The following is a 19,822-nucleotide window of genomic DNA, read 5'->3' as shown; positions in this document are numbered from 1 at the left end:
GTCAGGTCGGCTGGGGCCAGTGGGTGCGCAGGAGGTCGACGAAGGCCCCGGCCGCGTCGGTCGGGGGCACGCGCGTGAAGACGGTCATGGTGCGCCGCCAGGAGGGTTCGTGGGCGAGGACGACGCAGTCCTCGCCGACCGCTCCGCGCACGAGGTGCGAGGGGGCCGCGCAGACGCCGACGCCGGCGGCGGCCATGCGGACGGCTGTGGAGGTGTGCTCGGTCCACACGGCGGTGCGCGGCCGGAAACCGGCGCGTGCGCAGGCCCAGTCGAGGAAGCGCTCGCCGTGGACGACGGGTTCCATGGCGCAGCGGATCCAGGCGCGCTCGGCGAGTTCGGGCAGCGTCACCGTCGTGCGTCCCGCGAAGCGGTCGTCGAAGGGGACCACGAGGACGACCTCCTCCTCGCCGACCGGCACGACCGTGCCGGACCAGTCGGCGGGCGCGGGGCCGACGGCGAGGTCGGCGGTGCCGCGCTCGACCTCCTCCTCCAGGGCCTGCGCGGTGGCGTACTCGTGCAGGTGCAGCAGGACGCCCGGGTGGGCGGCGCGCCAGCGGGCGAAGACGTCCGGGAGCACGCCGACCGCGACGGCGTGGACGGCGGCGACGTGCAGTTCGCCGCCCTCCGCGCCGGCGGCGGCACGGGCCGCCCGGCGGGCCTGGGCGGCACTGCGGACGGCGCGTTCGGCGTGCGGCCGGTAGGCGCGTCCCATCGGGGTCAGGCGGACGCCGCGCGGCATGCGCTCCAGCAGGGGGCCGCCGACCGAGCGCTCCAGGGCCTTGATCTGGTGGGAGAGCGCGGGCTGGGTGACGTGCAGGACTTCGGCCGCGCGGGTGAACGACGCCTCCTCGACGATCGCCAGGAAGTACTCCATCTGCCGCAGGCTCATCCCGCCCCCACCTCATGAACATCCTGCATGGGTTCCACAAGAACATTGCCTTGGACTTATGACAAGGGCGGCCGGAGGGTGGGGACATGAACACGGAAGACGTGCACAGCGCCGCCGACGTCGTCGTCATCGGCGGCGGGACCGGCGGCTACAGCACCGCCCTGCGCGCCGCCGCGCTCGGTCTCGACGTCGTGCTGGTCGAGCGCGACAAGGTGGGCGGCACCTGTCTGCACCGCGGCTGCATCCCCAGCAAGGCGATGCTGCACGCCGCCGAACTCGTCGACGGCATCTCGGAGGCGCGTGAGCGCTGGGGCGTGAAGGCGAGCCTGGACGCCGTCGACTGGGATGCCCTGGTCGCCACCCGGGACGACATCGTGACGCGCAACCACCGGGGAGTGGAGGCGCATCTGGCCCACGCGGGCGTGCGGGTGGTGCGGGGGAGCGCACGGCTGACGGGGACGCGCGGGGTGCGAGTGGAGGGCGCGCGAAGTGAGCTCGCTCCCGGCGCGTACGGTCAACTCGCTCCCGGCGCGCACAGTGATCTTGCGCTCGGCGCGCACAGCGGTCTCACGCCCAGCGCGCACAGCGGTCTCACGCTCGGCGCGCGCAGAGATTTCGCGCCCGGCGTGCGCGACTTCGTCGCGCGCCGTGGTGTCGTGCTCGCGACCGGCTCGCGGCCGCGCACGCTCCCCGGGCTGGAGCCCGACGGCCGGCGCGTGGTGACGAGCGACGACGCGCTCTTCGCGCCCGGGCTCCCCGCGTCCGTACTGGTCCTCGGCGGCGGCGCGATCGGCGTGGAGTACGCCTCGTTCCACCGTTCCCTGGGCGCGGAGGTCACCCTCGTGGAGGCCGCCGAGCGGATCGTGCCCCTGGAGGACGCGGACGTCAGCCGTCATCTGACGCGCGGTCTGAAGAAGCGCGGCATCGACGTGCAGAGCGGAGCGCGGCTGCTGGACGCCGAGGTGCGCGACGACGGCGTACGCGCGCGGGTGCGCACGGCGCGCGGGGAGACCCGTACGGTCGAGGCGGAGCGGCTCCTGGTGGCGGTCGGGCGGGCGCCGGTCACCGACGGCCTCGACCTGGCCGCCGCCGGCCTGACGACGGACGCGCGCGGGTTCGTCGTACCGGCCGACTGGGCACGGCTGGAGACGGCCGTGCCCGGCATCCACGTCGTGGGCGACCTGCTGCCGCCGCCGTCCCTCGGCCTGGCGCACGCGTCGTTCGCGGAGGGCCTGCTGGTGGCCGAGACCCTGGCCGGTGTGCCTTCGGTGCCCGTCGACTACGCGGCCGTGCCCCGGGTGACGTACTCCTCGCCGCAGACCGCGGCCGTGGGGCTGAGCGAGGCGGAGGCACGCGCGCGGGGGCACGAGGTGGACGTCAACACCATGCCGCTCACCGCCGTCGCCAAGGGCATGGTGCACGGGCAGGGCGGCATGGTGAAGGTCGTCGCCGAGGCCGGCGGCGGTCAGGTGCTCGGCGTGCACCTGGTGGGCCCGCACGTGTCCGAGATGATCGCCGAGAGCCAGCTGGTCGTGGGCTGGGACGCGTACCCTGCCGACGTGGCCCGGCACATCCACCCGCACCCCACGCTGTCGGAGGCGGTGGGCGAGACGTTCCTGACGCTCGCGGGACGCGGACTGCACCAGCAGTGAACGCGCCGGTGCCCGCGCCCCGTCGGCGCGGGCCGCACGCCCCGACCGGCAGTGACGGCACCACCGGCCGACGGAACGTGCATCCGGGCGCCCCCTGGAGCCTCCCCCACCCTGTCCTTGACAGGGCGTCAGCCGCGTGGGGTACTGCGGGTGCGAAGCCGGGCGGAACCGTGACGGGGGTGAGTCTCCTGCCGGAGCTGCGCTACCCCACCCTTCCCCAACTCCTCATCTCCGCAGGGGCTTTGGCCGCTCACCGGCCCGAGCTGTGCGTCCTGCGACAAGTGGGCTCCTCCCGGGCGGGCAGACCCCTGCACCTGCTGTCCGTGGGCCACGCCCCGCGTGCCGTGCTGGTCGTCGCGGGCGCCCACGCCAACGAACCGACCGGGGGCTGCACGCTGCTCGCGCTCGCCGAACGGGTGCTGCGCGAGCGGGAGTTGCGGCGCGACACGTCCTGGCACTTCCTGCTCTGCGCGGACCCCGACGGGGCGAGTCTGCACGTCACTCCGGCGCCGCGCACGCTGTACGACTACCACCTCGGCTTCTTCCGGCCGGCCGGACCCGAGCAGCCGGAGTGGTCGCCGTCGGTGCTGCCGCCCGACCGGCTGCCGCCGGAGACCCGCGCCCTGACCGGGGTCATCGACGAGCTGCGCCCCTACCTCCAGGTGACCCTGCACGGCACCGACCTGGGCGGCAGCTGGGTGCAGCTGACGAAGGACGTGCCGGGGCTCGCCGAGCCGTTCGCGAAGTCCGCGGCCGAGCTGCACATCCCGGTGGAGACGGGCGCCTCGGACGCCGCCGGCTGGCCCGCGTCCGGGCCCGGGGTGCATGTGATGCCGGCGTCGGAGGCGGGCGTGGCGTACCCGAGCATGCCGGACGACGCGCGCCACAGCACCTGGTACCACGCGCACCGGTACGGCGGGCTGACCGCGGTCGTCGAGGTGCCGATGTGGGCGAGCGACCTGGTGGACGACCCCGCGCCGCATCCGGCGCCGGCGGCGGCGCTGCGGCGCCTGGCGGGGCGGCTGCTGCGGGACGCGGTACAGGTGGAGCGGGTGCTCGCGGAGGCGCTGCCCCGTCTCGACGGGTTCGACGGGCCGCTGCTGCGGGCCGCGCGATGGGCGCTGGAGCTGGTGCCGGGGCTGGCCGCGGACTGGGTCCACACGGCGCCCGCCGACGACACGATGGCGTACGTCGGCAGCGTGGACGCGTTCGCGCGCCGGCTGCCGCTGCGGGCGGCGGCGATGCTGCTGCGGGTCCTGCGGGAGACCGACGACCGCGCGGCGCCGCGGCTGGAGCGGCTGGTGGCGACCTGGAGCGATTCCTTCGCCGAGCGCTTCCGCGCCCGCTGGGTGCCGCTGGAGCACCAGGTCGAGCACCAGTCCCGCACGGTCCTCGCAGCGGCCCTGCACGCCCGGGACCCGGCGGCGTGACCCCGCGAGCGGACCCTTCACGCACGCGTGCGCGCCGGGGCCGGAACCCGCTCAGCCCGTTCAGCCGTCCACCGCGAACACCGCCCCCGTGCTCGCCCTCAGCGCGCACGCGTTGGGGAACGTGCGCGTGTAGTCCACCTGCCGCCCGTTCCACTCGCCCCGCGCGCGGGCCGTCACCGGGGCGTAGAGCATCGGGCAGAAGGCGTCCTTCGGGGCCGGGAGGGCGGCGATGTCGCCGTTCGCCGCGGCCAGCTGGGCGCACGCCTCGACGGCGCGGGAGTGGCCCTGGGGCGGGTCGCACAGCAACAGGGTGCCGCGGGTGTCCCCAGAGCGGGCGTCGCCCTTGGTGACGGTGAGGTAGAGCCAGTCGCCGGGAGCGGCGCCCTGCGCGGGGACGGCGCCGGCGAGCAGGAGCGCGGCGGCCAGGACGGCGCCGCGTACCGCCGTGGTGCTGATCGTCATTCCAGATGCATCGGCACGGCGGCCTGCGATCCCCACCCCGCGTCACCCGAACGGGAGCACGCGGGCGCGTGCCGTACGGCGAGTTCGAACGCGGCGAGCACCACCCGGGACTGGTACTCCACCTGGCGCGAGACGGGTATCCAGCGCGCCCCGCACCCGTCGCGGTAGTCGGCGCACCAGTCGTCGATGAGCCGGTCCAGGTCGGGCAGCACGCCCGCCGGATCGCGCCGGGCGCCGGTCACGAGCTGGTGCAGCAGTCCCGCCGTACGCAGGGCGAGCCGCCGCCCGGAGATGCGCAGGGCGGCCAGGTGGGCGGTGCTGAGCGGCGGGAGCGGGCGGGCGCCGGAGGCCACGTCCGGGTCCCAGGCGTCGGCGAGGCCGGGGCAGACGAGTAAATAGTCGTCCACCGGGGCGAGCAGGCGGGCCGTCTCCGGCTCGCCCGCGAGGTGCGGCCGGATCCGCGCGAGGAACCGTTCCAGCAGCCGTGTGTCGTGCCGCAGCGTATGGCTGACGGTGCGCAGCACGGCCGTCGCGTCGGCGGGCGGCGAGCCGTCCTCCACGGCCGCCACGCCCCACATGGGCGCCTCCACGACCGCGGTGACCGTGCCGTGCCGGTGCGGGTGGAACCAGGTCGACTCGACGGCCGCCTCGGTGATGGCGGCGGCGAGGTCGCCGCGGCGCGGCGGCGGGATCCGGTAGACGGCGGGTCCGAGGTTCGGCCAGTACAGGGTGTCGTAGGGGCCCAGTTCGCGCGGTATGCCGAGGCGGGAGGCGGTGTGGGCGACGCGTTCGGGCAGGCCGGGCAGGTCGTGGGTGAGTTCCACGAAGCCGCCGCCGACGTCGACGCCGTGCAGGGTGCACTGCAGGAAGGGCCGCAGCTCGTCCTGGAGGTCGAGCAGGGTGCGGGTCTCGGGCAGGGCGGCGCCGGCCGCGCCGTCGGGCAGCCACTCGGGCTGCTCCAGGAAGCCGGGCCGGAAGAAGTTGCGGAAGTACCGGCCGAGTGTGTACGGGCCGGACAGCCAGCCCTCGTTGCGGCGCAGGCCGTCGGGGTCGAGGCACAGCAGCAGGTGCCAGGTGGCGTCGGCGCCCTCGGTCAGCCGGGGGTCGGCGAGGGCGCGTTCGGCCAGGCGCAGCACGGTGGCGCCGCCCACGGGTTCGTTGGCGTGGGGTCCGGCGACGACGAGGGCGTGCCGGTCGCCGTGACCGACGGAAAGCAGCCACATCGGGGTGCCTGCGCGCGAGGTGCCGACGCGGCGCAGTCGCGCGTCCCGGGGACGGCGGGCGACGAGTGCCGCGGCCCGGGCGCCCAGCTCGTCGACGGTCGGGTATCGGAGGAGGGGCGGCAGGGCACACCTCCACAATGCGGCGCCGACGGTTCACCAGGGGTACATGCTGTACGCACAGTCAGTCACGAGTTGCCCGGTACGTCAACACCGCTGAAGAGAAAGGCATTTGAGCCATCACCGCAGGTCAACAGCGTGTCATGCTCAGGCCAAAGCTAAGCGGGGGCTCAGTTCGCGGCCAGCCGGAACGACATCCGGCCGAAGCCGACCTGGTCGCCCTCGCGCACGACGGCGGCACCGATCACCCGCCGCCCGTTCACCGTCGTGCCGTTGGTCGAGCCGAGGTCGCGCAGCACCCACATGCCGCCCTGGCGGGTGAGTTCGGCGTGCACGCGGGAGACCGTCTCGTGGGTCAGCCGCAGCCCGTTGGCCGGATCCCGGCCGATGCGCAGGGGGTGGCCGCCGCCGGGGTGCGGCAGCAGCAGCTTGGGCAGCCGCTCGGCCTGCCAGGCCCTGCGCAGCCGTACGGTGAAACCGGAGACCGCCTCCACGGTGCCGAAGACCAGCCGCGACAGGCGCCCCTCCTGGGGCAGGTCGGCGGTGAGGGCCGCGAGTTCGTCGGCGCGGCGGGCGGCGAGGGCCAGCTCCATGCGACGCACGAACGTGTCGTGCGAGAGCCGTCCCATGGCGACGCCGTCACGGAGCACCTTCAGCGCCTTGTCGCGCTCCGCGTCGGACAGCCGCGCGGGGTACGTGTGGAACTCGAAGGACGACGTCACGCTCGTGATTGTCGGTCAGTGAACCCCGGGTGTCCAGGAAACGAGAAAACGGCCCGCACACACCCGTATCCGACGACACCCGCCGCAAAAGGGAGGATGCGCAGGCGGATTGATCTCGTTTGAAGCACCATGGACGGGCTACATCACGGTGAGCAGACGAAGGGGAACCGTCCGTGCAGTTCGAGGTGTGGGCACCGCAGGCCGGCCGCGTGACGCTCCATTGCGACGGCGCCACGCACGCGTTGGAACGCGATCCCGAACGGGAGGGCTGGTGGCTGGGTGAGGCGGAGGCGGCGGACGGCTCGCGCTACGGGTTCGCCCTGGACGACGGCGCCGTCCTGCCCGACCCGCGATCGCGCCGGCAGCCGGACGGACCGGACGGGCTGAGCGCGGTCGTCGACCACGGGCGCTACACATGGCGCACCGAGTGGGCCGGGCGCCCGCTGCCCGGCGCGGTCCTCTACGAGCTGCACGTGGGCACGTACACCCCCGAGGGCACCCTGGACGCGGCCGCCGAACGGCTCGGCCACCTGGTCGAACTGGGCGTCACCCACGTTGAGTTGATGCCGCTGTGCCCCTTCCCGGGGCGGCACGGCTGGGGATACGAGGGCGTGTCGCTGTGGGCCGTGCACGAGCCCTACGGCGGCCCCGAGGCGCTGAAACGCTTTGTCGACCGGGCGCACGAACTCGGCCTCGGCGTCGTCCTCGACGTGATCCACAACCACTTCGGGCCGTCCGGCAACTACCTCCCCCTCTTCGGGCCGTACCTCACGGAGGCCCACCACACGCCCTGGGGTGCCGCGGTCAACCTGGACGCGCCCGGCTCCGACGAGGTGCGCGCCTATCTGCGCGGCAGCGCGCTGGCGTGGCTGCGCGACTACCGGCTCGACGGGCTGCGCCTGGACGCGGTGCACGCGCTGAAGGACACGCGCGCGTGCCACTTCCTGGAGGAGCTGTCGAAGGCGGTGGACACCCTCGCCGCCGACGTCGGCCGGCCGCTGTTCCTGATCGCCGAGTCCGACCTGAACGACCCGCGGCTGATCACCGCCCGCCAGGAGGGCGGCCTCGGGCTGCACGCGCAGTGGAACGACGACTTCCACCACGCCCTGCACACCGCGCTGACCGGCGAGTCGCAGGGCTACTACGCCGACTTCGCGCGCGCCCCCCTGGCCGCGATCGCGAAGACCCTGACCAGCGGCTACTTCCACGACGGCACCTACTCCAGCTTCCGCGGCCGCCGTCACGGGCGCCCCCTGGACCGCACCCGGGTGGCCGGGCACCGGCTGCTGGGCTACACCCAGACCCACGACCAGATCGGCAACCGCGCCCAGGGCGACCGCCTCTCCGCCTCCCTCTCCCCCGGCCTGCTCGGCTGCGCCGCCACCCTCATGCTGACGGCTCCGTTCACCCCGATGCTGTTCATGGGCGAGGAATGGGCCGCGGGCACCCCCTGGCAGTTCTTCACCGACCACACCGATCCCGAGCTCGCCGAGGCGGTGCGGCGCGGCCGGCGGCGGGAGTTCGCCGCGCACGGGTGGGCCGAGGAGGACATCCCCGACCCGCAGGACCCCGCCACCCGCGACCGCTCCTGCCTCGACTGGAGCGAGCTGGACCGGGAGCCCCACGCGCGCGTGCTGGCCTGGTACCGCGAGCTCATCGCGCTGCGCCACCAGCAGCCCGACCTCACCGACCCCGACCTCGGCGACATCAAGGTGGCCTACGACGCCCAGGAGGGCTGGCTCGCCTTCCGCCGCGGGGACGTCCGGGTGGCCGTGAACCTCGCCGGGACGCCGGCGGCGATCCCCCTGGGCCCGCGCCACGCGCGCGTGCTGGCCGCCTGGGAGCCGGTGCGGCCGCCGGGGGCCGACGGGGTGCTGCACGTGCCCGGCGAGTCGAGCGTGGTGCTGCTGCAGGGCTGACGACGCTCGCCGTGCGGACCTGGACGGCCCTACGGCTCCTCGTCCGGGTCGTCCTCCCGAAGCTCCGTCACCCGCTCCAGCAGGATCGCCTCCCAGGCCCGCCGCAGCCGGCTGCGCAGCAGCGGCAGCGGGGCCGTGCCGCGGCCGTCGAGGCGTTCGGCGAGACGGACGACGGTGTCGCAGCGGGCCAGCCACAGGCCGCGCAGGCAGGGGCGGGCACCGTACCCGGCGAGGGTGGCGGCGCGTACGGCGGCCGGCGAGCCGACGGCGAGGGCGAGTCCCGCGATGTCCTCGGCCGGGTCGGCGACGGCCGCGCCGGTCCAGTCCAGGACGCCGCGCACCCGGCCGTCGGCGCTGACCACGAGGTGCTCGCCCCTGAGGTCGTGGTGGACGAGGACCGCGGCGCCGGGCTGGGCGGCCAGCTGGGCCGCGCCGGCCGGGGGCAGCTGGGTCATGCGGGCGGCGTCGAACTCGTCGGCTTCACCGAGCCGTTCGGCCGCTTGCACGGCCATCCGGCGCAGCGCCTCCAGCGAGCGCGGCGGCAGGCGGGGCACGCCGAGCGTCTCGGCCTGCCGTGGCGGCACCTCGCGCAGCCCGCCGAGCAGCCCGGCGAGATCGGCCTCGCCGACGGCGGACACGTCGTGCTCCTCCGCCGTGCCGCCGGGCACCAGCGTGTCGAGGGTGTACGACAGTCCGGGCGCCCACTCCCCGTGCGCCACGCTCGTCGGCACGGCGACCGGGAGACGGGGGCGGACCAGGTCGCGCAGGCGCAGTTCGCGGCGCTGGCGGACGGTGGCCTCGCGGTCGGGGGCGAGGCGCAGCACGTGGCGGGTGCCGACCCACCAGGTGTGGTGCTCGCCGTCCGCGGCGACGGGACGTACCTCGGCCGTGCCCTCCTTGAGCAGGGAACGGACCAGCCGGCGGACGGTGTCCGCGGTGGGTGTCGATGCCTGGGTCATGGTCGCGCCGTCGTCGCTCGGGGATGTGCGGGGCTCCTGGGGGCTCAGTCCACTATGACCATCTCGCGGGTGGTGTCGTTGAGGCGCCGGCCGCCGTCCTCGGTGACGGTGACGATGTCCTCGATCCGGACGCCGAAGCGGCCGGGCAGATAGATGCCCGGCTCCACCGAGAAGCACATGCCGGGGACCAGGGGCTGCCGTTCACCCTCGATCATGTACGGCGGCTCGTGGGTGGTGACGCCGATGCCGTGGCCGGTGCGGTGGATGAAGTACTCGCCGTAACCGGCGTCGTCGATCACCGCGCGGGCGGCCCGGTCGACGTCCTGGCAGGCGGCGCCCGGCCGTACCGCGCGGAAGCCCGCCTCCTGGGCCTCGCGCACGATGTCGTGCACCCGGCGTTCCTCGTCGGTGGGTTCGCCGACGTGGACGGTGCGGGAGGTGTCGGAGCCGTAGCCGTCCTTGAGGCCGCCGAAGTCGAGGACGACCATGTCGCCGTGTTCGATGACGCGGTCGCCGACCTCGTGGTGCGGGTTGGCGCCGTTCGGGCCGGAGGCGACGATGGTGAAGTCGACCTGGGAGTGGCCGAAGCGCCGCAGCAGGTCGGCCAGCTCGGCGCCGACCTCGGTCTCCCGGCGGCCGGCGAAGGGAACCTTCCGGATCTCCTCGAACGCCTGGTCCGCCGCCGCTCCCGCGGCCGCCATCAGCTCCAGTTCCGCCGCGTCCTTGACGGCGCGCAGCATCGGCAGGGCCTCGGTGAGGGAGACGTAGGAGGTGGCGGGCAGGGCGCGCTGGAGGCCGAGCAGGTGCATCGCCCAGGTGTTGTCGCTGATGCCGACGTGGCCGTTGACGTCGAGGAGGGCGGCGGTGGCGGCGTAGGGGTCCTTGCCGTCGGTCCAGTCGCGCAGGTTCAGGGCGGGCGCGCCGGGCGCCTTCGCCGCGTCCGGGGCCTCCAGGGTGGGGACGACCAGGACGGGGGCGCGGCCGGGGGCGAGGACCAGGAGGGTGAGCCGCTCGGTGACGGCGGTGGGCGCGTAGCCGGTCAGCCACACCAGGTCCGGGCCCGGCGCGACCAGGAGCGCGGCGAGACCGGCGTCGGCCGCCGCCTGGGCGGCGCGGCGCATGCGGGCCCGGTAGTCGTCGGCGGTGAAGGACGCGAGCGGGCTGCCGGTCATCCGGACCTCCGTGGGCGGTGGGACGAGACACCTCTACGGGCAGCATCCTGCCCGCAGCGCAGGGGCGGCGCGAGCCGGTCCGCACGGCTCGCGGGCACGCCGTCAGCTTTCCAGGGCGAGGCGGACGCCGAGCAGGAGCAGCACGCCGCCGGAGACCTGCTCCAGACGCCGGCGCACCCCGGCGCGGGACAGCACCGTCCGCATCCGGCCGACGAACCACACGTACAGGCTGTAGTAACCGATCTCGTACACCGCCCACAGCGCGGCGAGGCCGGTCATGGCCGGCAGGTGCGGGGCACCCTGCGGCACGAACTGCGGCAGGAAGGACATCGCGAAGATCGCCGCCTTGGGGTTGGCGAGGTTCATCAGCAGGCCGCCGCGGTAGGCGGCCCAGCCGCTCTTCCCGGCTCCCTCCCACGCCTCGTCCGCCTCCGCCCGGCCGCGGCGCGCCTGGCGCAGGGTCTGCACGCCGAAGCCGACGAGGACGACCGCGCCGACGACACGCATCACGTCGTACGCCACCTCGGAGGCCGCCAGCAGCGCGGTGAGGCCGAGCGCGGCGACGACGCCCCACACGAAGACGCCGGTCTCGTTGCCGAGCACGGTCAGGAAGCCGGACCGTCTGCTGCGCAGGGACTGCTTGATGATCAGCACCGTGCTCGGACCGGGCGAGGCGGCGATGAGGGTGCAGGCACCGAGGAAGGTGAGGAGGGTGCTCATCATGGGGCCATCGTCGTACGTCCGCCCGGGACGGGCCAGCGGTTTTCGCTGCGGGGCGCGGGGAGGGGTCAGGTGACGACGCCGGGGACCGCCGTCAGCTGCTGGTAGCCGCCGCTGCGGTGGCGGACGGTCAGGGTCACCTCGGTGCCGGGGCGGGCGCGGGCGACGGCGCGGGCGAGGTCGGCGGCGGTGTCGACGCGGGTGCTGCCGAACGCGAGGAGTACGTCGCCGCGGACGAGGCCGGCCGTGTAGCCCGGGCCGGGAACGTGCACGCCGACGACCAGGGCCCCGGCCTTCTCGGCGTCCACGGCCTCCACGCCCAGGGTGGCGGCGGGCACGGGCGAGGCCGTCGGAGCCGGGGACGGCGCGGGGCTGCCGGGTGCCTGCGGGGGCTGCGGGGCGTGGCGCTGGAGCTCGGCCAGCCTGCTCAGGCCGATCACCGTGGCGCCGACGGTGCCGAGGCCCACGCCGGACAGCACCAGGACGGTGCCGACGAAGAGACCGAACAGCACGGCCCTGAGCCGGCGCGCACGGCGGCGCGCGGCATGCGGCCGCCGGGCCGGTCCCGGCCTGGTCCCTCTCCCGCGCTCGGTGCCGTCACCGGGTTCCCGCCCGGGCATCGGCTTGGGACGCAACGCAGTGTGTTCCATGGCTCGCCTCCGGCTGGAGCACTACCCGGAGCGCCGGCGCGCGACGAGCCACGAAAGAGTGAGACTGACGGATGGTCAGGGGCGGGAAGGATGGGCGCTGAGCGTGTCCGCCAGGTGTCGCGCCGGGCCGCGCAGCGCGCCCATGTGGATCAGTTCCGTGCGGTGCACGACGCGGGGGTGGGTGACGGGGACCGCCGCCGTGCCCGGGACGTCCGTCGCCGCCGTGCGGGGCAGCAGGGTCAGGCCGTGGCCCGCGGCGGCGAGGGCGGTGAGGGTGCGCACGTCGGTGCCGGTGTAGCGCAGGCCGGGGCGGAAGCCGTGGCCGCCGCCCGCGGCGCGCAGGTGGGTCAGCGGCAGGCCCGCGTCGGGGGCGTCCAGCCAGCGGGCGTCGGCGAGGTCGCCGAGGCGCAGGCCGCGGCGCCGGGCCAGGGGGTGGGTGTCGGGCAGCAGGACGCAGACCTGCTCCTCGTCCACGCCGTACGTCGTCAGCGGGGCCACGTCGGGCAGCCGCAGGGGGTCGCTGGGGGCGGCGAGGCCGTCGACGAGGCCGAGGTCGGCCGCGCCGGTGGCGACGGCCGCGGGGATCTCCTCGCGGGGCAGCACCCGCAGGGTGACGCCCGCCGGGGGCAGGGCGGCGAGGGCGCGCGGTGCCAGGGCGGTCGGCGCGGCGGCGAGGGTCAGCCCGTGCTCGGGCGCGCTCGCCATCCGGACGACGTCGGCGCGGGCCGCGTCCAGGCGCAGCAGCAGCGGGCCGGCGTGTTCGAGGAGGCGTTCGCCGGCCGGCGTGGGGGCGACCGGGCGGCGGGTGAGCAGGGTCGCGCCGAGGTCCTGTTCGAGCGCGGCGATGTGCTGGGACACCGCCGACTGGGTGTACCCGAGGGCGCGGGCGGCCTCGGAGAAGGAGGCGAGACGGGCGACGGTGACGTAGGTGCGCAGGAGGTGCGGGTCCATGCGCGCCAGTGTCGCATCAGGATTCCTTATCGGGAGTGCACAGATCATCGTTGGACGCGATCGGGCCGGTGCGCCCACGATGGACGGCATGACGAACACCGCAGCGCGGGTCGCCCTCGTCGGCGACCGCTCCCCGAACGTGGTCGCGCACACGCGCATCCCGCTCCAGCTCGACGCCCTCGCCCGGCGCGACCGGCTCGTCCTGGACGCCTACTGGATCCCCTCCGAGGACGCCGAAGCCCCGGACGCCGTACGCGGGTTCGACGCGGTGTGGGTCGTGCCCGGCAGCCCGTACCGCAGTCAGGCGGGGGTGCTGTCCGCCATCCGCACCGCGCGCGAGGAGGGCATCCCCTTCCTCGGCACGTGCGGCGGATTCCAGCACGCCCTGCTGGAGTTCGCCCACCATGTGTGCGGGCTGACGCGGGTGGCGCACGCGGAGAGCGACCCCGAGGCCGAGGACCTGCTCATCGAGCCGCTGGCCTGTTCGCTCGTCGGCCACGAGGGCGTGGTGCTGCTGGAGCCCGGCTCGCTCGCGCAGGAGGTGATCGGCTCGGAGCGGACGGTCGAGCGCTACTTCTGCCGGTACGGTCCCTCCCGCCACCTCGACACGCTGCGCGCCCACGGGATGCGCTTCTGCGGCCACGACGAGGACGGTCACGTCCGGATGGCCGAACTGCCCGGCCACCCCTTCTTCCTGGCCTCCCTCTTCCAGCCGGAGCTGTACGAGGACGGCTCGCGCCCGCACCCGATGGTCCGGGCGCTGGCGCGAGCCGCCGTGGCGCACGCGGCGCGGGTCGAGGGTCAGCCCGTGTGACCCTCTCCGTGGCCGCCGTGCGCCCCGCCGTGGTCGAACTTCATCGCCTCCTCGGGCATGACGACGAAGGGCCGCATCATGCCCATGTCCTCGTGTTCGAGGAGGTGGCAGTGGTACATGAACCGGCCGTACGCGCCGTCGAACCGGCCCAGGACGCGCAGTATCTGCCCGCCCGGCACCCGGAAGACGTCCTTGTAGCCCAGTTCGTTGGGCGCGAGCGGCAGTGGCCTCGCCGCGTCGTACGCGATCGGCGTGCGAGTGCCGCCCACGGCCGGGTCGAAGCCGGAGACGTCGTAGGCGTCGCGGCCCAGGAGCTGGAAGTCGGCCAGGTGGATGTGCATGGGGTGGACGATCGGCGCGAGGTTGAGGAAGCTCCACTGCTCGTAGGAGCCCTCGGCGACGGTGAAGCCCAGGCCGTCGTTGAAGGTGCGGGCCGTGCGCCGGTACGTCCTCGTCGTGCCGTCGGCTCCGGTGAGCTGGATGACGCCGTCCGAGGGGATCTGCACGGTGCCGGGGTCCTCGACCTCGGTCATCTCCCAGATCTCCGGGTGGCCGCCGGCCCCCGTCGTGGCGGGCGGGGTGAGCACGATCAGGCGGTGGCCGTGCGGGACGTCGTGCGTGAGGCGGCGGAAGGAGCCGGAGAGCACCTCGGGCAGTTCGAAGGTGTCCGTCTGCCCGTTCGCGTGGACACGGAACTCCATGACCGCCGGGTAGCGCACGTCGCCGGCCGGGTCGGGTACGCCGGGCGGCTGGTTGCGGCCCTTGTTGACCAGGCGGAGCTTCTTGCCGGCCAGGCCGCGGAAGTCGACCAGCAGGTCGAAGCGCTCGGCCGGGGCCGCCGTCAGCGTGGGCAGCGCGTCGTCGAAGTCGACCGGGACCGGGCGGGGCAGCAGTCCGCCGTCGCTGCCGATCTGGTGGACGACGCCCGGCACCGGGTGTCCGTCCTCGTCGACCAGGACGAGGTCGTAGATGCGCGCGTTGGAGACGTTGACCAGCCGGAAGCGGTACCAGCCGTCGGCCACGTCCGCGTAGGGCCAGATGCGGCCGTTGACGGTGGTGTACGGGCCGGTGAAGGGCAGCGTGACCGGCTTGCCGGTCTCCGGGTTGCTCTGCTGGACGATCACCGTCTTGTGCAGCAGCCGGCCGTTGAGGCGGCCGTCCTCGTCGGTGTCGAGGTTGCGGTCGGCGATCAGCAGCGGGATCTCCCGCTCGCCGCAGGGCAGTCCCAGGGCGTCCTCCTCGGCGTCGCGGACGAGGTAGGTGCCGTACAGGCCCGTGTGCACGTTCCACCGGGTGATGTTCATGGCGTGGTCGTGGTACCACCACTGCACCGCCTGGTGGTCGTTCGGGTACTCGGAGAGCTGGGCGTCGCCGAAGCCGACGGCGTTGTCCGCCCAGCCGTCGTTGCCGCCGCCGGTCTGTGCCCCGTGCAGGTGGGTCACCGTCCACGCGGGCAGGGCGGCGACGTCCTCGTTCGGCTCGACGCCCTCGCGGCCGGGCTCCGTCGACGCGGGCGGGGTGCCCGGCGCGCGGCCGGGCACCTCCACCGACGTGACGGGAAACTCGCTGCCCTTGGGGATCCGGTTGGTCCAGGCGATGCGGACGCGCTGCCCGCGGCGCACCTCGATGGTCGGTCCCGGCACCTGGCCGTCGTAGCCCCACATCAGGGTCGGCGGGAGCTGCGGGTGCAGGCGCACCCAGGTCGGGCGCAGGGCGATCTCCGTCTCGCGCAGGACGTCGCCGTGCGCGGGGCGCAGGACCGGCGGGACGGGTAACCGCGCCGCGTACGGCGTCAGTTCGTCCTCGGCGGGCGCCGCCTTCCAGGTGCTGTCGTCGGTGGTCCTTTCGATGATGTCGGTCACGGTTCGAACACCCCCGTGTGTTCTGTGGTCTGTTCCCCTTACCTCGAAGGACTCCCGGCATCCCGCCAAAGTTCCCCGAATGCCTCGTTCCGCACGAAAAGGTTCAGTGCAGTACGACGGCCGCAGCCTGGTCCGGTAGGAAGCCGTGGGTGCGGCGGGCGAGGTACTCGGCCTTGTAACGGTCGACGCTGCAATGCCAGTTGAGGATGCCCGCCAGCCAGTTCCGCAGGTCCGCGACATAGCCCCGCATGACCTCGCGCGCCTCCTCGGAGAGCTCGAAGTCGTCGTACACGACGGGTAGTTCGTGGGCGACGACGTGCTCGAACTGCTGCATGCGCTGGGTCATCAGGTCGTGCACGACCGCGAGGGCGGTCGGGTAGTCGATGCCGAAGAAGTTCTGCACGACCAGGATCGCGTTGTGGATCTCCCCCTCGTACTCGATCTCCTTCTGGTAGGAGAAGACGTCGTTGACGAGGCAGGCGTAGTCGACGGCGGCGTTCTCCAGGGAGCGGACGGGGCCGCTGCGGTAGACCTCGGGCGGGACGGCCGGGCCGTGGCCCATCCGGCACAGGCCCATGGTGAGGTCGGCGCCGAAGGTGGCGCGGCGCATCTCCAGGTAGTCGACCGGGTCCGGGATGCGGTTCTGGAGCTGGTTGGACAGCTCCCACACCCAGCTCTCGGTCATGACGTTGACCGCGTCCTTGAGCTGGCGCCGCTGCTCCACGGTCATGTGCGCGGTGGTGCGCGCCCACAGGTCGGTCAGGCCGCGCTCCATGCCGTCGGCCGGGACGAGGGCCGCCTCGCCGGCGACGGGCATGCAGTCGGACAGGCGCCGGGTGGTCAGCCGGGCGGCGGCGAGGTCGCGGCGGTGGCCGAAGACGAGCGGGTAGTAGTCGTCGCCGTAGGTGCCCCAGGCCAGCCACTGCGCGCTGAGGTCGAGTGCCTCGGGTGTGGCGTCAGGGTCGATTCCCGCCGAGCACAGGGCGAGGTCGTAGGCCGCGAGCTTGTCCTCGTCCCAGACGCCCTCCTGGAGGATGCCCATGGCGTGCGCCCAGGCGGTGAGGCGGTGGCGGGCGCCGTCCAGGTGGGGGCTGAGCTCGACCTGGAAGGGCATGTGGAAGTCGGGGAGCAGGGAGGGGCCGACCTTCTGGTACGGCACGTGCGTGTACGCGCGCAGGCGCTCGGCGCCGGCCGCCGCGAGCAGCGCGCCGACGTCGGCCGCGGAGGTGCCGGGGCCGGTCAGGGCCTGCCACGGCTGCGCGCTGCGCGCGCGTGCGTTCATGTAGCGGCTGGAGCGCATGTGCCACTCGTGTCCGCCGGACTGCCAGTCCTTAAGTCCCCGCGTGTACCTGGCGATCGCGGTGACCTCGTCCGGGCCCAGACCGTGGTCCAGGGCGAGCGCGGGCACCTCGGTGAGGGCGGTGTGCTCGAACTGGTGCAGACGGGAGGTGAGGATGTCGTTGACGGTGTCGGCGGCCTCCTGGGTGGTGCAGCCGAAGAAGGTCTCCAGGACGAGGACGCCGTTGCTGTTCTCGCCCTCGTCCTCGACCTCGCGCTGGTAGGAGAAGAGGTCGTTGCGCAGGTGGACGGCGTCGGAGAAGGTCTCCATCAGCACCCGCAGGGGCCTGGATCCGGCGACGGCGGCGGGGACTTCGGCGGTGGCGTACTCCACGAGCCCCGCCGACCAGGGCGCGCCGCCCACCTTGCGGCGCATCTCGATGTACTCGACGGGGTTGGCGATGCGCCCCTCGTTGATGTTGGACAGCTCCCACAGGGACTCGTTGAGCAGGTGCTCGGTGGCGACGGCGAAACGGCGGCGCCAGTCGACGGACATCGACGGCACGGTGCGCGCCCACAGGTCGGCGAGACCGGCCTCGACCGGGTTCTCCGGTTCGGGCACGGGGGTGGCGAGGTCGAGGGGCATGAACAGGGGCAGCCGGTCCAGGTAGGCCTTGCCGCCGGCGCGGTCCTGGGTGCGTTTGAACGTCTCCAGGAAGTGGTCGTCGAAGAAGAAGACCCACACGTACCAGTCGGTGATCAGGGAGAGGGCGGGGCCGTCGCAGTCGGGGTGGGTGTAGGCGCAGAGCAGGCCGTAGTCGTGCGCGTCGAGGTCGGACTGCTCCCAGATCCCGGAGCCTTCCAGCATGCCCATCTCGCGCGCCCACGTGGTCGAGTGGGCGCGGGCCTCGTCGACGTGCGGGTTGAGCCGCGCGGGATACGGCATGTAGAAGTGCGGGAGTTCGAAGGGCTGCTGCGTCATGGCCGGGCCCTACCCATGGCCCTCCGGCGGCATCCACGGGCCGGGACATGATCACACCATCGCGTGAACCGAGGGCGAATCCGGGAGCTCTGGCGGGCTCTTGTGACGCCGCGTGGCCGGTCCACATCCCGTACCACTTCACCCCAGCGCTCCTGTGGCGATCCGGCCTACGACACCGGCGACTTCAGTGACACCAGCCCCGGCGACCTCCGTGTCGACCACGTCATCCCGTCCGAGGGTCTGGTGCCCGGCTCGAACGGCGTGTTCTGGCCGATGTCCGACGACCCCGGTGCCGGCTCATGGGCGACGGCACGACGGTGCCGACGTCGGACCACCCGATGGTGTGGCAGGACGTGCGCGCCCCCTGAGCCGCCGGTCTCAGGCGCCCCGTACCGCCCGTCCGACCTCGGCCCGCAGCGCCACGAACTCCGGCAGGCCCCGGGTGACGATCTGGTCGCGCGGGTCCGGCAGCGCGACGGGCAGGTCGAGGACGACGCGGGAGGCCGGACCCGGGGACAGGACGACGACGCGGTCGCCGACGTAGACGCTCTCGTCGATGTCGTGGGTGACGAAGGCGATGGTCGCGCCGTCGGTGCGGTGGACCTCCAGCAGGAGGTCCTCCAGGTCCTCACGGGTCTGCGCGTCGAGGGAGCCGAAGGGCTCGTCCATCAGCAGCAGGGACGGACGGCAGACCAGGGCGCGGGCGATGGCGACGCGCTGCTGCATGCCGCCCGACAGCTGCCAGGGGTGGCGGCGGCCGGCGCCGTCGAGGCCGACGCGTTGCAGTATCCGCTCGGCCTCGGCCCGCCGTTCGGCCCGGGACAGGCCCTGGCGGCGCAGCGGAAGGGCCACGTTGTCGCGGACGGTGAGCCAGGGCAGCAGGGAGCGGCCGTAGTCCTGGAAGACGACCGCGAGCCGGTCGGGGACGCCGGTGACGGGCGTGCCGTCGAGTGTGACCGTGCCGTCGTGGGCGGGCAGCAGGCCGGCGACGGTGCGCAGCAGCGTGGACTTGCCGCAGCCGGAGGGACCGGTGACGCACAGGAGCTGCCCGTCGGGGACGGTGAGGGTGATGTCGTGCAGGACGCGTTGGTCGCCGTAGCGCTGGCCGAGCGAGTCGAGGCGGAGCATGCGGGTCCCTCACCTGGCCTGGGGATCGTGGACGAGCCGTCGTTCCACCGCCAGCAGGGCGGTGTTGAGGAGGTAGCCGAGGGCGCCGAGCAGGAGCAGGGCCGCCCATACGGTGAGCAGGTCGGAGCGGGACTGGGCGTCGGTGAGGGTGAAGCCGATGCCGTTGGCGGTGCCCGGCAGGAGTTCCGAGAAGACCATGAGGATCAGGGAGAGCGACAGGCCCAGGCGCAGGCCGGCGAAGATCCGCGGCAGGGCGGAGGGCAGGATCAGGAAGCGGAGGCGTTCGAGGGGGCCCAGGCGCAGGACGGCGGCGACGTCGAGGCGCAGCGGATCGGTGGCGCGGGCTCCTTCCGCCGAGTTGACGAGGACCGGCCAGACGGCACTGAAGGCGATCGACGCGATCTGCATCGGGGTGCCGAAGGGGAAGACGACCACGAAGACGGAGACCAGCGCCGGCGGCGGCACGGCGCGCGCGAACTGCAGCACGGGGTTGCACAGCGCGTACGCCGACCGCGACCGCCCCACGGCCACGCCGAGGGCGACGCCGGCGACGGCGGCGATCCCGAACCCGGCGGCCATCCGGCCGAGGCTGGGCAGGATGTTGCCGACGGCGGCCTCGGTCAGGAACAGGTGCCGGACGGGTCCGGAGAACCACAGGTCGTAGGCGTGCCGTGCGATGCGGACGGGCGGCGGGAAGTAGACGCTGCCGTGCGCGCGGGCGGCCGACTGCCAGGCGGCGAGGGCCAGGAGGAGGACGAGGAGACGCAGGAGGGCGTGGCGGAGCGTGACCGCCGGGCGGCGGACACCGGACGCGCGCGCGGCGGCGAACCACCGCTTCTCCCCGCCCCCGCTCGCGACGCTGAACCACCGCTTCTCCCCGCCCCCGCGCACT

At 74.0% G+C, this 19,822-nt stretch carries 17 protein-coding genes; 4 read left to right on the top strand and 13 right to left on the bottom strand.

Features of this window, described 5'->3' with window-relative positions:
- Position 1 precedes the first annotated feature (1 nt).
- Positions 2 to 889, bottom strand: coding sequence for a LysR family transcriptional regulator (locus ACYF6T_RS13390; RefSeq protein ID WP_461696204.1), 888 nt, complete (start codon positions 887 to 889; stop codon positions 2 to 4).
- 86 nt (positions 890 to 975) lie between these two features.
- Here ACYF6T_RS13390 and ACYF6T_RS13385 point away from each other — a divergent pair, with 86 nt between their 5' ends.
- Entirely contained in the window at positions 976 to 2,541 is a 1,566-nt protein-coding gene (locus ACYF6T_RS13385) for a dihydrolipoyl dehydrogenase (protein WP_461696203.1), read from the top strand.
- Between the two features lie 179 nt (positions 2,542 to 2,720).
- On the top strand, positions 2,721 to 3,971 hold the full coding sequence (locus ACYF6T_RS13380; protein WP_461696201.1) for a M14 family zinc carboxypeptidase: 1,251 nt from the start codon (positions 2,721 to 2,723) through the stop codon (positions 3,969 to 3,971).
- 60 nt (positions 3,972 to 4,031) lie between these two features.
- On the opposite strand, the gene ACYF6T_RS13375 is transcribed toward ACYF6T_RS13380, so the two are convergent.
- The 3 genes from ACYF6T_RS13375 to ACYF6T_RS13365 form a co-directional block, all read right to left on the bottom strand.
- A complete protein-coding gene (locus ACYF6T_RS13375; RefSeq protein ID WP_461696200.1) occupies positions 4,032 to 4,433 on the bottom strand; it encodes an SSI family serine proteinase inhibitor in 402 nt (133 codons plus the stop codon).
- Positions 4,430 to 5,794, bottom strand: coding sequence for a M14 family zinc carboxypeptidase (locus ACYF6T_RS13370; RefSeq protein ID WP_461696199.1), 1,365 nt, complete (start codon positions 5,792 to 5,794; stop codon positions 4,430 to 4,432). The genes ACYF6T_RS13375 and ACYF6T_RS13370 overlap by 4 nt, the downstream gene beginning before the upstream one ends.
- Before the next feature lie 149 nt (positions 5,795 to 5,943).
- Complete coding sequence (locus tag ACYF6T_RS13365) at positions 5,944 to 6,495, bottom strand: FHA domain-containing protein (protein WP_461696198.1); 552 nt, start codon at positions 6,493 to 6,495, stop codon at positions 5,944 to 5,946.
- 173 nt (positions 6,496 to 6,668) lie between these two features.
- Here ACYF6T_RS13365 and treZ point away from each other — a divergent pair, with 173 nt between their 5' ends.
- Positions 6,669 to 8,414 carry a malto-oligosyltrehalose trehalohydrolase gene (treZ, locus tag ACYF6T_RS13360; RefSeq protein ID WP_461696196.1) on the top strand — a complete coding sequence of 582 codons (1,746 nt, stop codon included), beginning with the start codon at positions 6,669 to 6,671 and terminating at the stop codon, positions 8,412 to 8,414.
- A 29-nt stretch (positions 8,415 to 8,443) separates the two neighbouring features.
- On the opposite strand, the gene ACYF6T_RS13355 is transcribed toward treZ, so the two are convergent.
- From ACYF6T_RS13355 to ACYF6T_RS13335, 5 genes are all read right to left on the bottom strand, one after another.
- Entirely contained in the window at positions 8,444 to 9,373 is a 930-nt protein-coding gene (locus ACYF6T_RS13355; RefSeq protein ID WP_461696195.1) for an aminoglycoside phosphotransferase family protein, read from the bottom strand.
- Between the two features lie 44 nt (positions 9,374 to 9,417).
- Positions 9,418 to 10,545, bottom strand: a complete 1,128-nt coding sequence (locus tag ACYF6T_RS13350; protein WP_461696193.1) for a M24 family metallopeptidase — start codon at positions 10,543 to 10,545, stop codon at positions 9,418 to 9,420.
- Positions 10,546 to 10,647: 102 nt separating this feature from the next.
- On the bottom strand, positions 10,648 to 11,268 hold the full coding sequence (locus ACYF6T_RS13345; RefSeq protein WP_461696191.1) for a LysE family translocator: 621 nt from the start codon (positions 11,266 to 11,268) through the stop codon (positions 10,648 to 10,650).
- A gap of 65 nt (positions 11,269 to 11,333) precedes the next feature.
- Positions 11,334 to 11,915, bottom strand: a complete 582-nt coding sequence (locus tag ACYF6T_RS13340; protein WP_461696190.1) for a PDZ domain-containing protein — start codon at positions 11,913 to 11,915, stop codon at positions 11,334 to 11,336.
- A 75-nt stretch (positions 11,916 to 11,990) separates the two neighbouring features.
- Positions 11,991 to 12,866: a LysR family transcriptional regulator gene (locus ACYF6T_RS13335; RefSeq protein WP_461696189.1), complete on the bottom strand. Its 876-nt coding sequence runs from the start codon at positions 12,864 to 12,866 to the stop codon at positions 11,991 to 11,993.
- 88 nt (positions 12,867 to 12,954) lie between these two features.
- On the opposite strand from ACYF6T_RS13335, the gene ACYF6T_RS13330 reads away from it, so the two are divergent.
- A complete protein-coding gene (locus tag ACYF6T_RS13330; RefSeq protein WP_461696188.1) occupies positions 12,955 to 13,680 on the top strand; it encodes a CTP synthase C-terminal region-related (seleno)protein in 726 nt (241 codons plus the stop codon).
- On the opposite strand, the gene phsA is transcribed toward ACYF6T_RS13330, so the two are convergent.
- The 4 genes from phsA to ACYF6T_RS13310 form a co-directional block, all read right to left on the bottom strand.
- Positions 13,668 to 15,542: an O-aminophenol oxidase PhsA gene (phsA, locus tag ACYF6T_RS13325; protein WP_461696187.1), complete on the bottom strand. Its 1,875-nt coding sequence runs from the start codon at positions 15,540 to 15,542 to the stop codon at positions 13,668 to 13,670. The two genes, ACYF6T_RS13330 and phsA, sit on opposite strands and share 13 nt — an antisense overlap.
- A 103-nt stretch (positions 15,543 to 15,645) precedes the next feature.
- Complete coding sequence (gene cyc2, locus ACYF6T_RS13320) at positions 15,646 to 17,802, bottom strand: germacradienol/geosmin synthase Cyc2 (RefSeq protein ID WP_461696185.1); 2,157 nt, start codon at positions 17,800 to 17,802, stop codon at positions 15,646 to 15,648.
- Between the two features lie 378 nt (positions 17,803 to 18,180).
- Positions 18,181 to 18,930, bottom strand: coding sequence for an ABC transporter ATP-binding protein (locus ACYF6T_RS13315; protein WP_461696184.1), 750 nt, complete (start codon positions 18,928 to 18,930; stop codon positions 18,181 to 18,183).
- 9 nt (positions 18,931 to 18,939) lie between these two features.
- The gene (locus tag ACYF6T_RS13310; RefSeq protein ID WP_461696183.1) at positions 18,940 to 19,821 is read right to left on the bottom strand and encodes an ABC transporter permease; all 882 of its coding nucleotides are present in this window, start codon (positions 19,819 to 19,821) and stop codon (positions 18,940 to 18,942) included.
- Position 19,822: the final 1 nt, after the last annotated feature.

This window comes from Streptomyces sp. 7R007 (genome assembly GCF_054850255.1).
The sequence above is the reverse complement of the archived record's forward strand: the minus strand, read 5'-3'. Positions and strand labels throughout refer to the sequence as shown.

What these genes read in the sequence shown, in the direction of transcription:
- ACYF6T_RS13390 (WP_461696204.1), bottom strand. Translation starts at nt 889, where the DNA reads ATGAGCCTGCGGCAGATGGAGTACTTCCTGGCGATCGTCGAGGAGGCG.
- ACYF6T_RS13385 (WP_461696203.1), top strand. Translation starts at nt 976, where the DNA reads ATGAACACGGAAGACGTGCACAGCGCCGCCGACGTCGTCGTCATCGGC.
- ACYF6T_RS13375 (WP_461696200.1), bottom strand. Translation starts at nt 4,433, where the DNA reads ATGACGATCAGCACCACGGCGGTACGCGGCGCCGTCCTGGCCGCCGCG.
- ACYF6T_RS13355 (WP_461696195.1), bottom strand. Translation starts at nt 9,373, where the DNA reads ATGACCCAGGCATCGACACCCACCGCGGACACCGTCCGCCGGCTGGTC.
- ACYF6T_RS13350 (WP_461696193.1), bottom strand. Translation starts at nt 10,545, where the DNA reads ATGACCGGCAGCCCGCTCGCGTCCTTCACCGCCGACGACTACCGGGCC.
- ACYF6T_RS13345 (WP_461696191.1), bottom strand. Translation starts at nt 11,268, where the DNA reads ATGATGAGCACCCTCCTCACCTTCCTCGGTGCCTGCACCCTCATCGCC.
- ACYF6T_RS13340 (WP_461696190.1), bottom strand. Translation starts at nt 11,915, where the DNA reads ATGGAACACACTGCGTTGCGTCCCAAGCCGATGCCCGGGCGGGAACCC.
- ACYF6T_RS13335 (WP_461696189.1), bottom strand. Translation starts at nt 12,866, where the DNA reads ATGGACCCGCACCTCCTGCGCACCTACGTCACCGTCGCCCGTCTCGCC.
- ACYF6T_RS13330 (WP_461696188.1), top strand. Translation starts at nt 12,955, where the DNA reads ATGACGAACACCGCAGCGCGGGTCGCCCTCGTCGGCGACCGCTCCCCG.
- cyc2 (WP_461696185.1), bottom strand. Translation starts at nt 17,802, where the DNA reads ATGACGCAGCAGCCCTTCGAACTCCCGCACTTCTACATGCCGTATCCC.
- ACYF6T_RS13315 (WP_461696184.1), bottom strand. Translation starts at nt 18,930, where the DNA reads ATGCTCCGCCTCGACTCGCTCGGCCAGCGCTACGGCGACCAACGCGTC.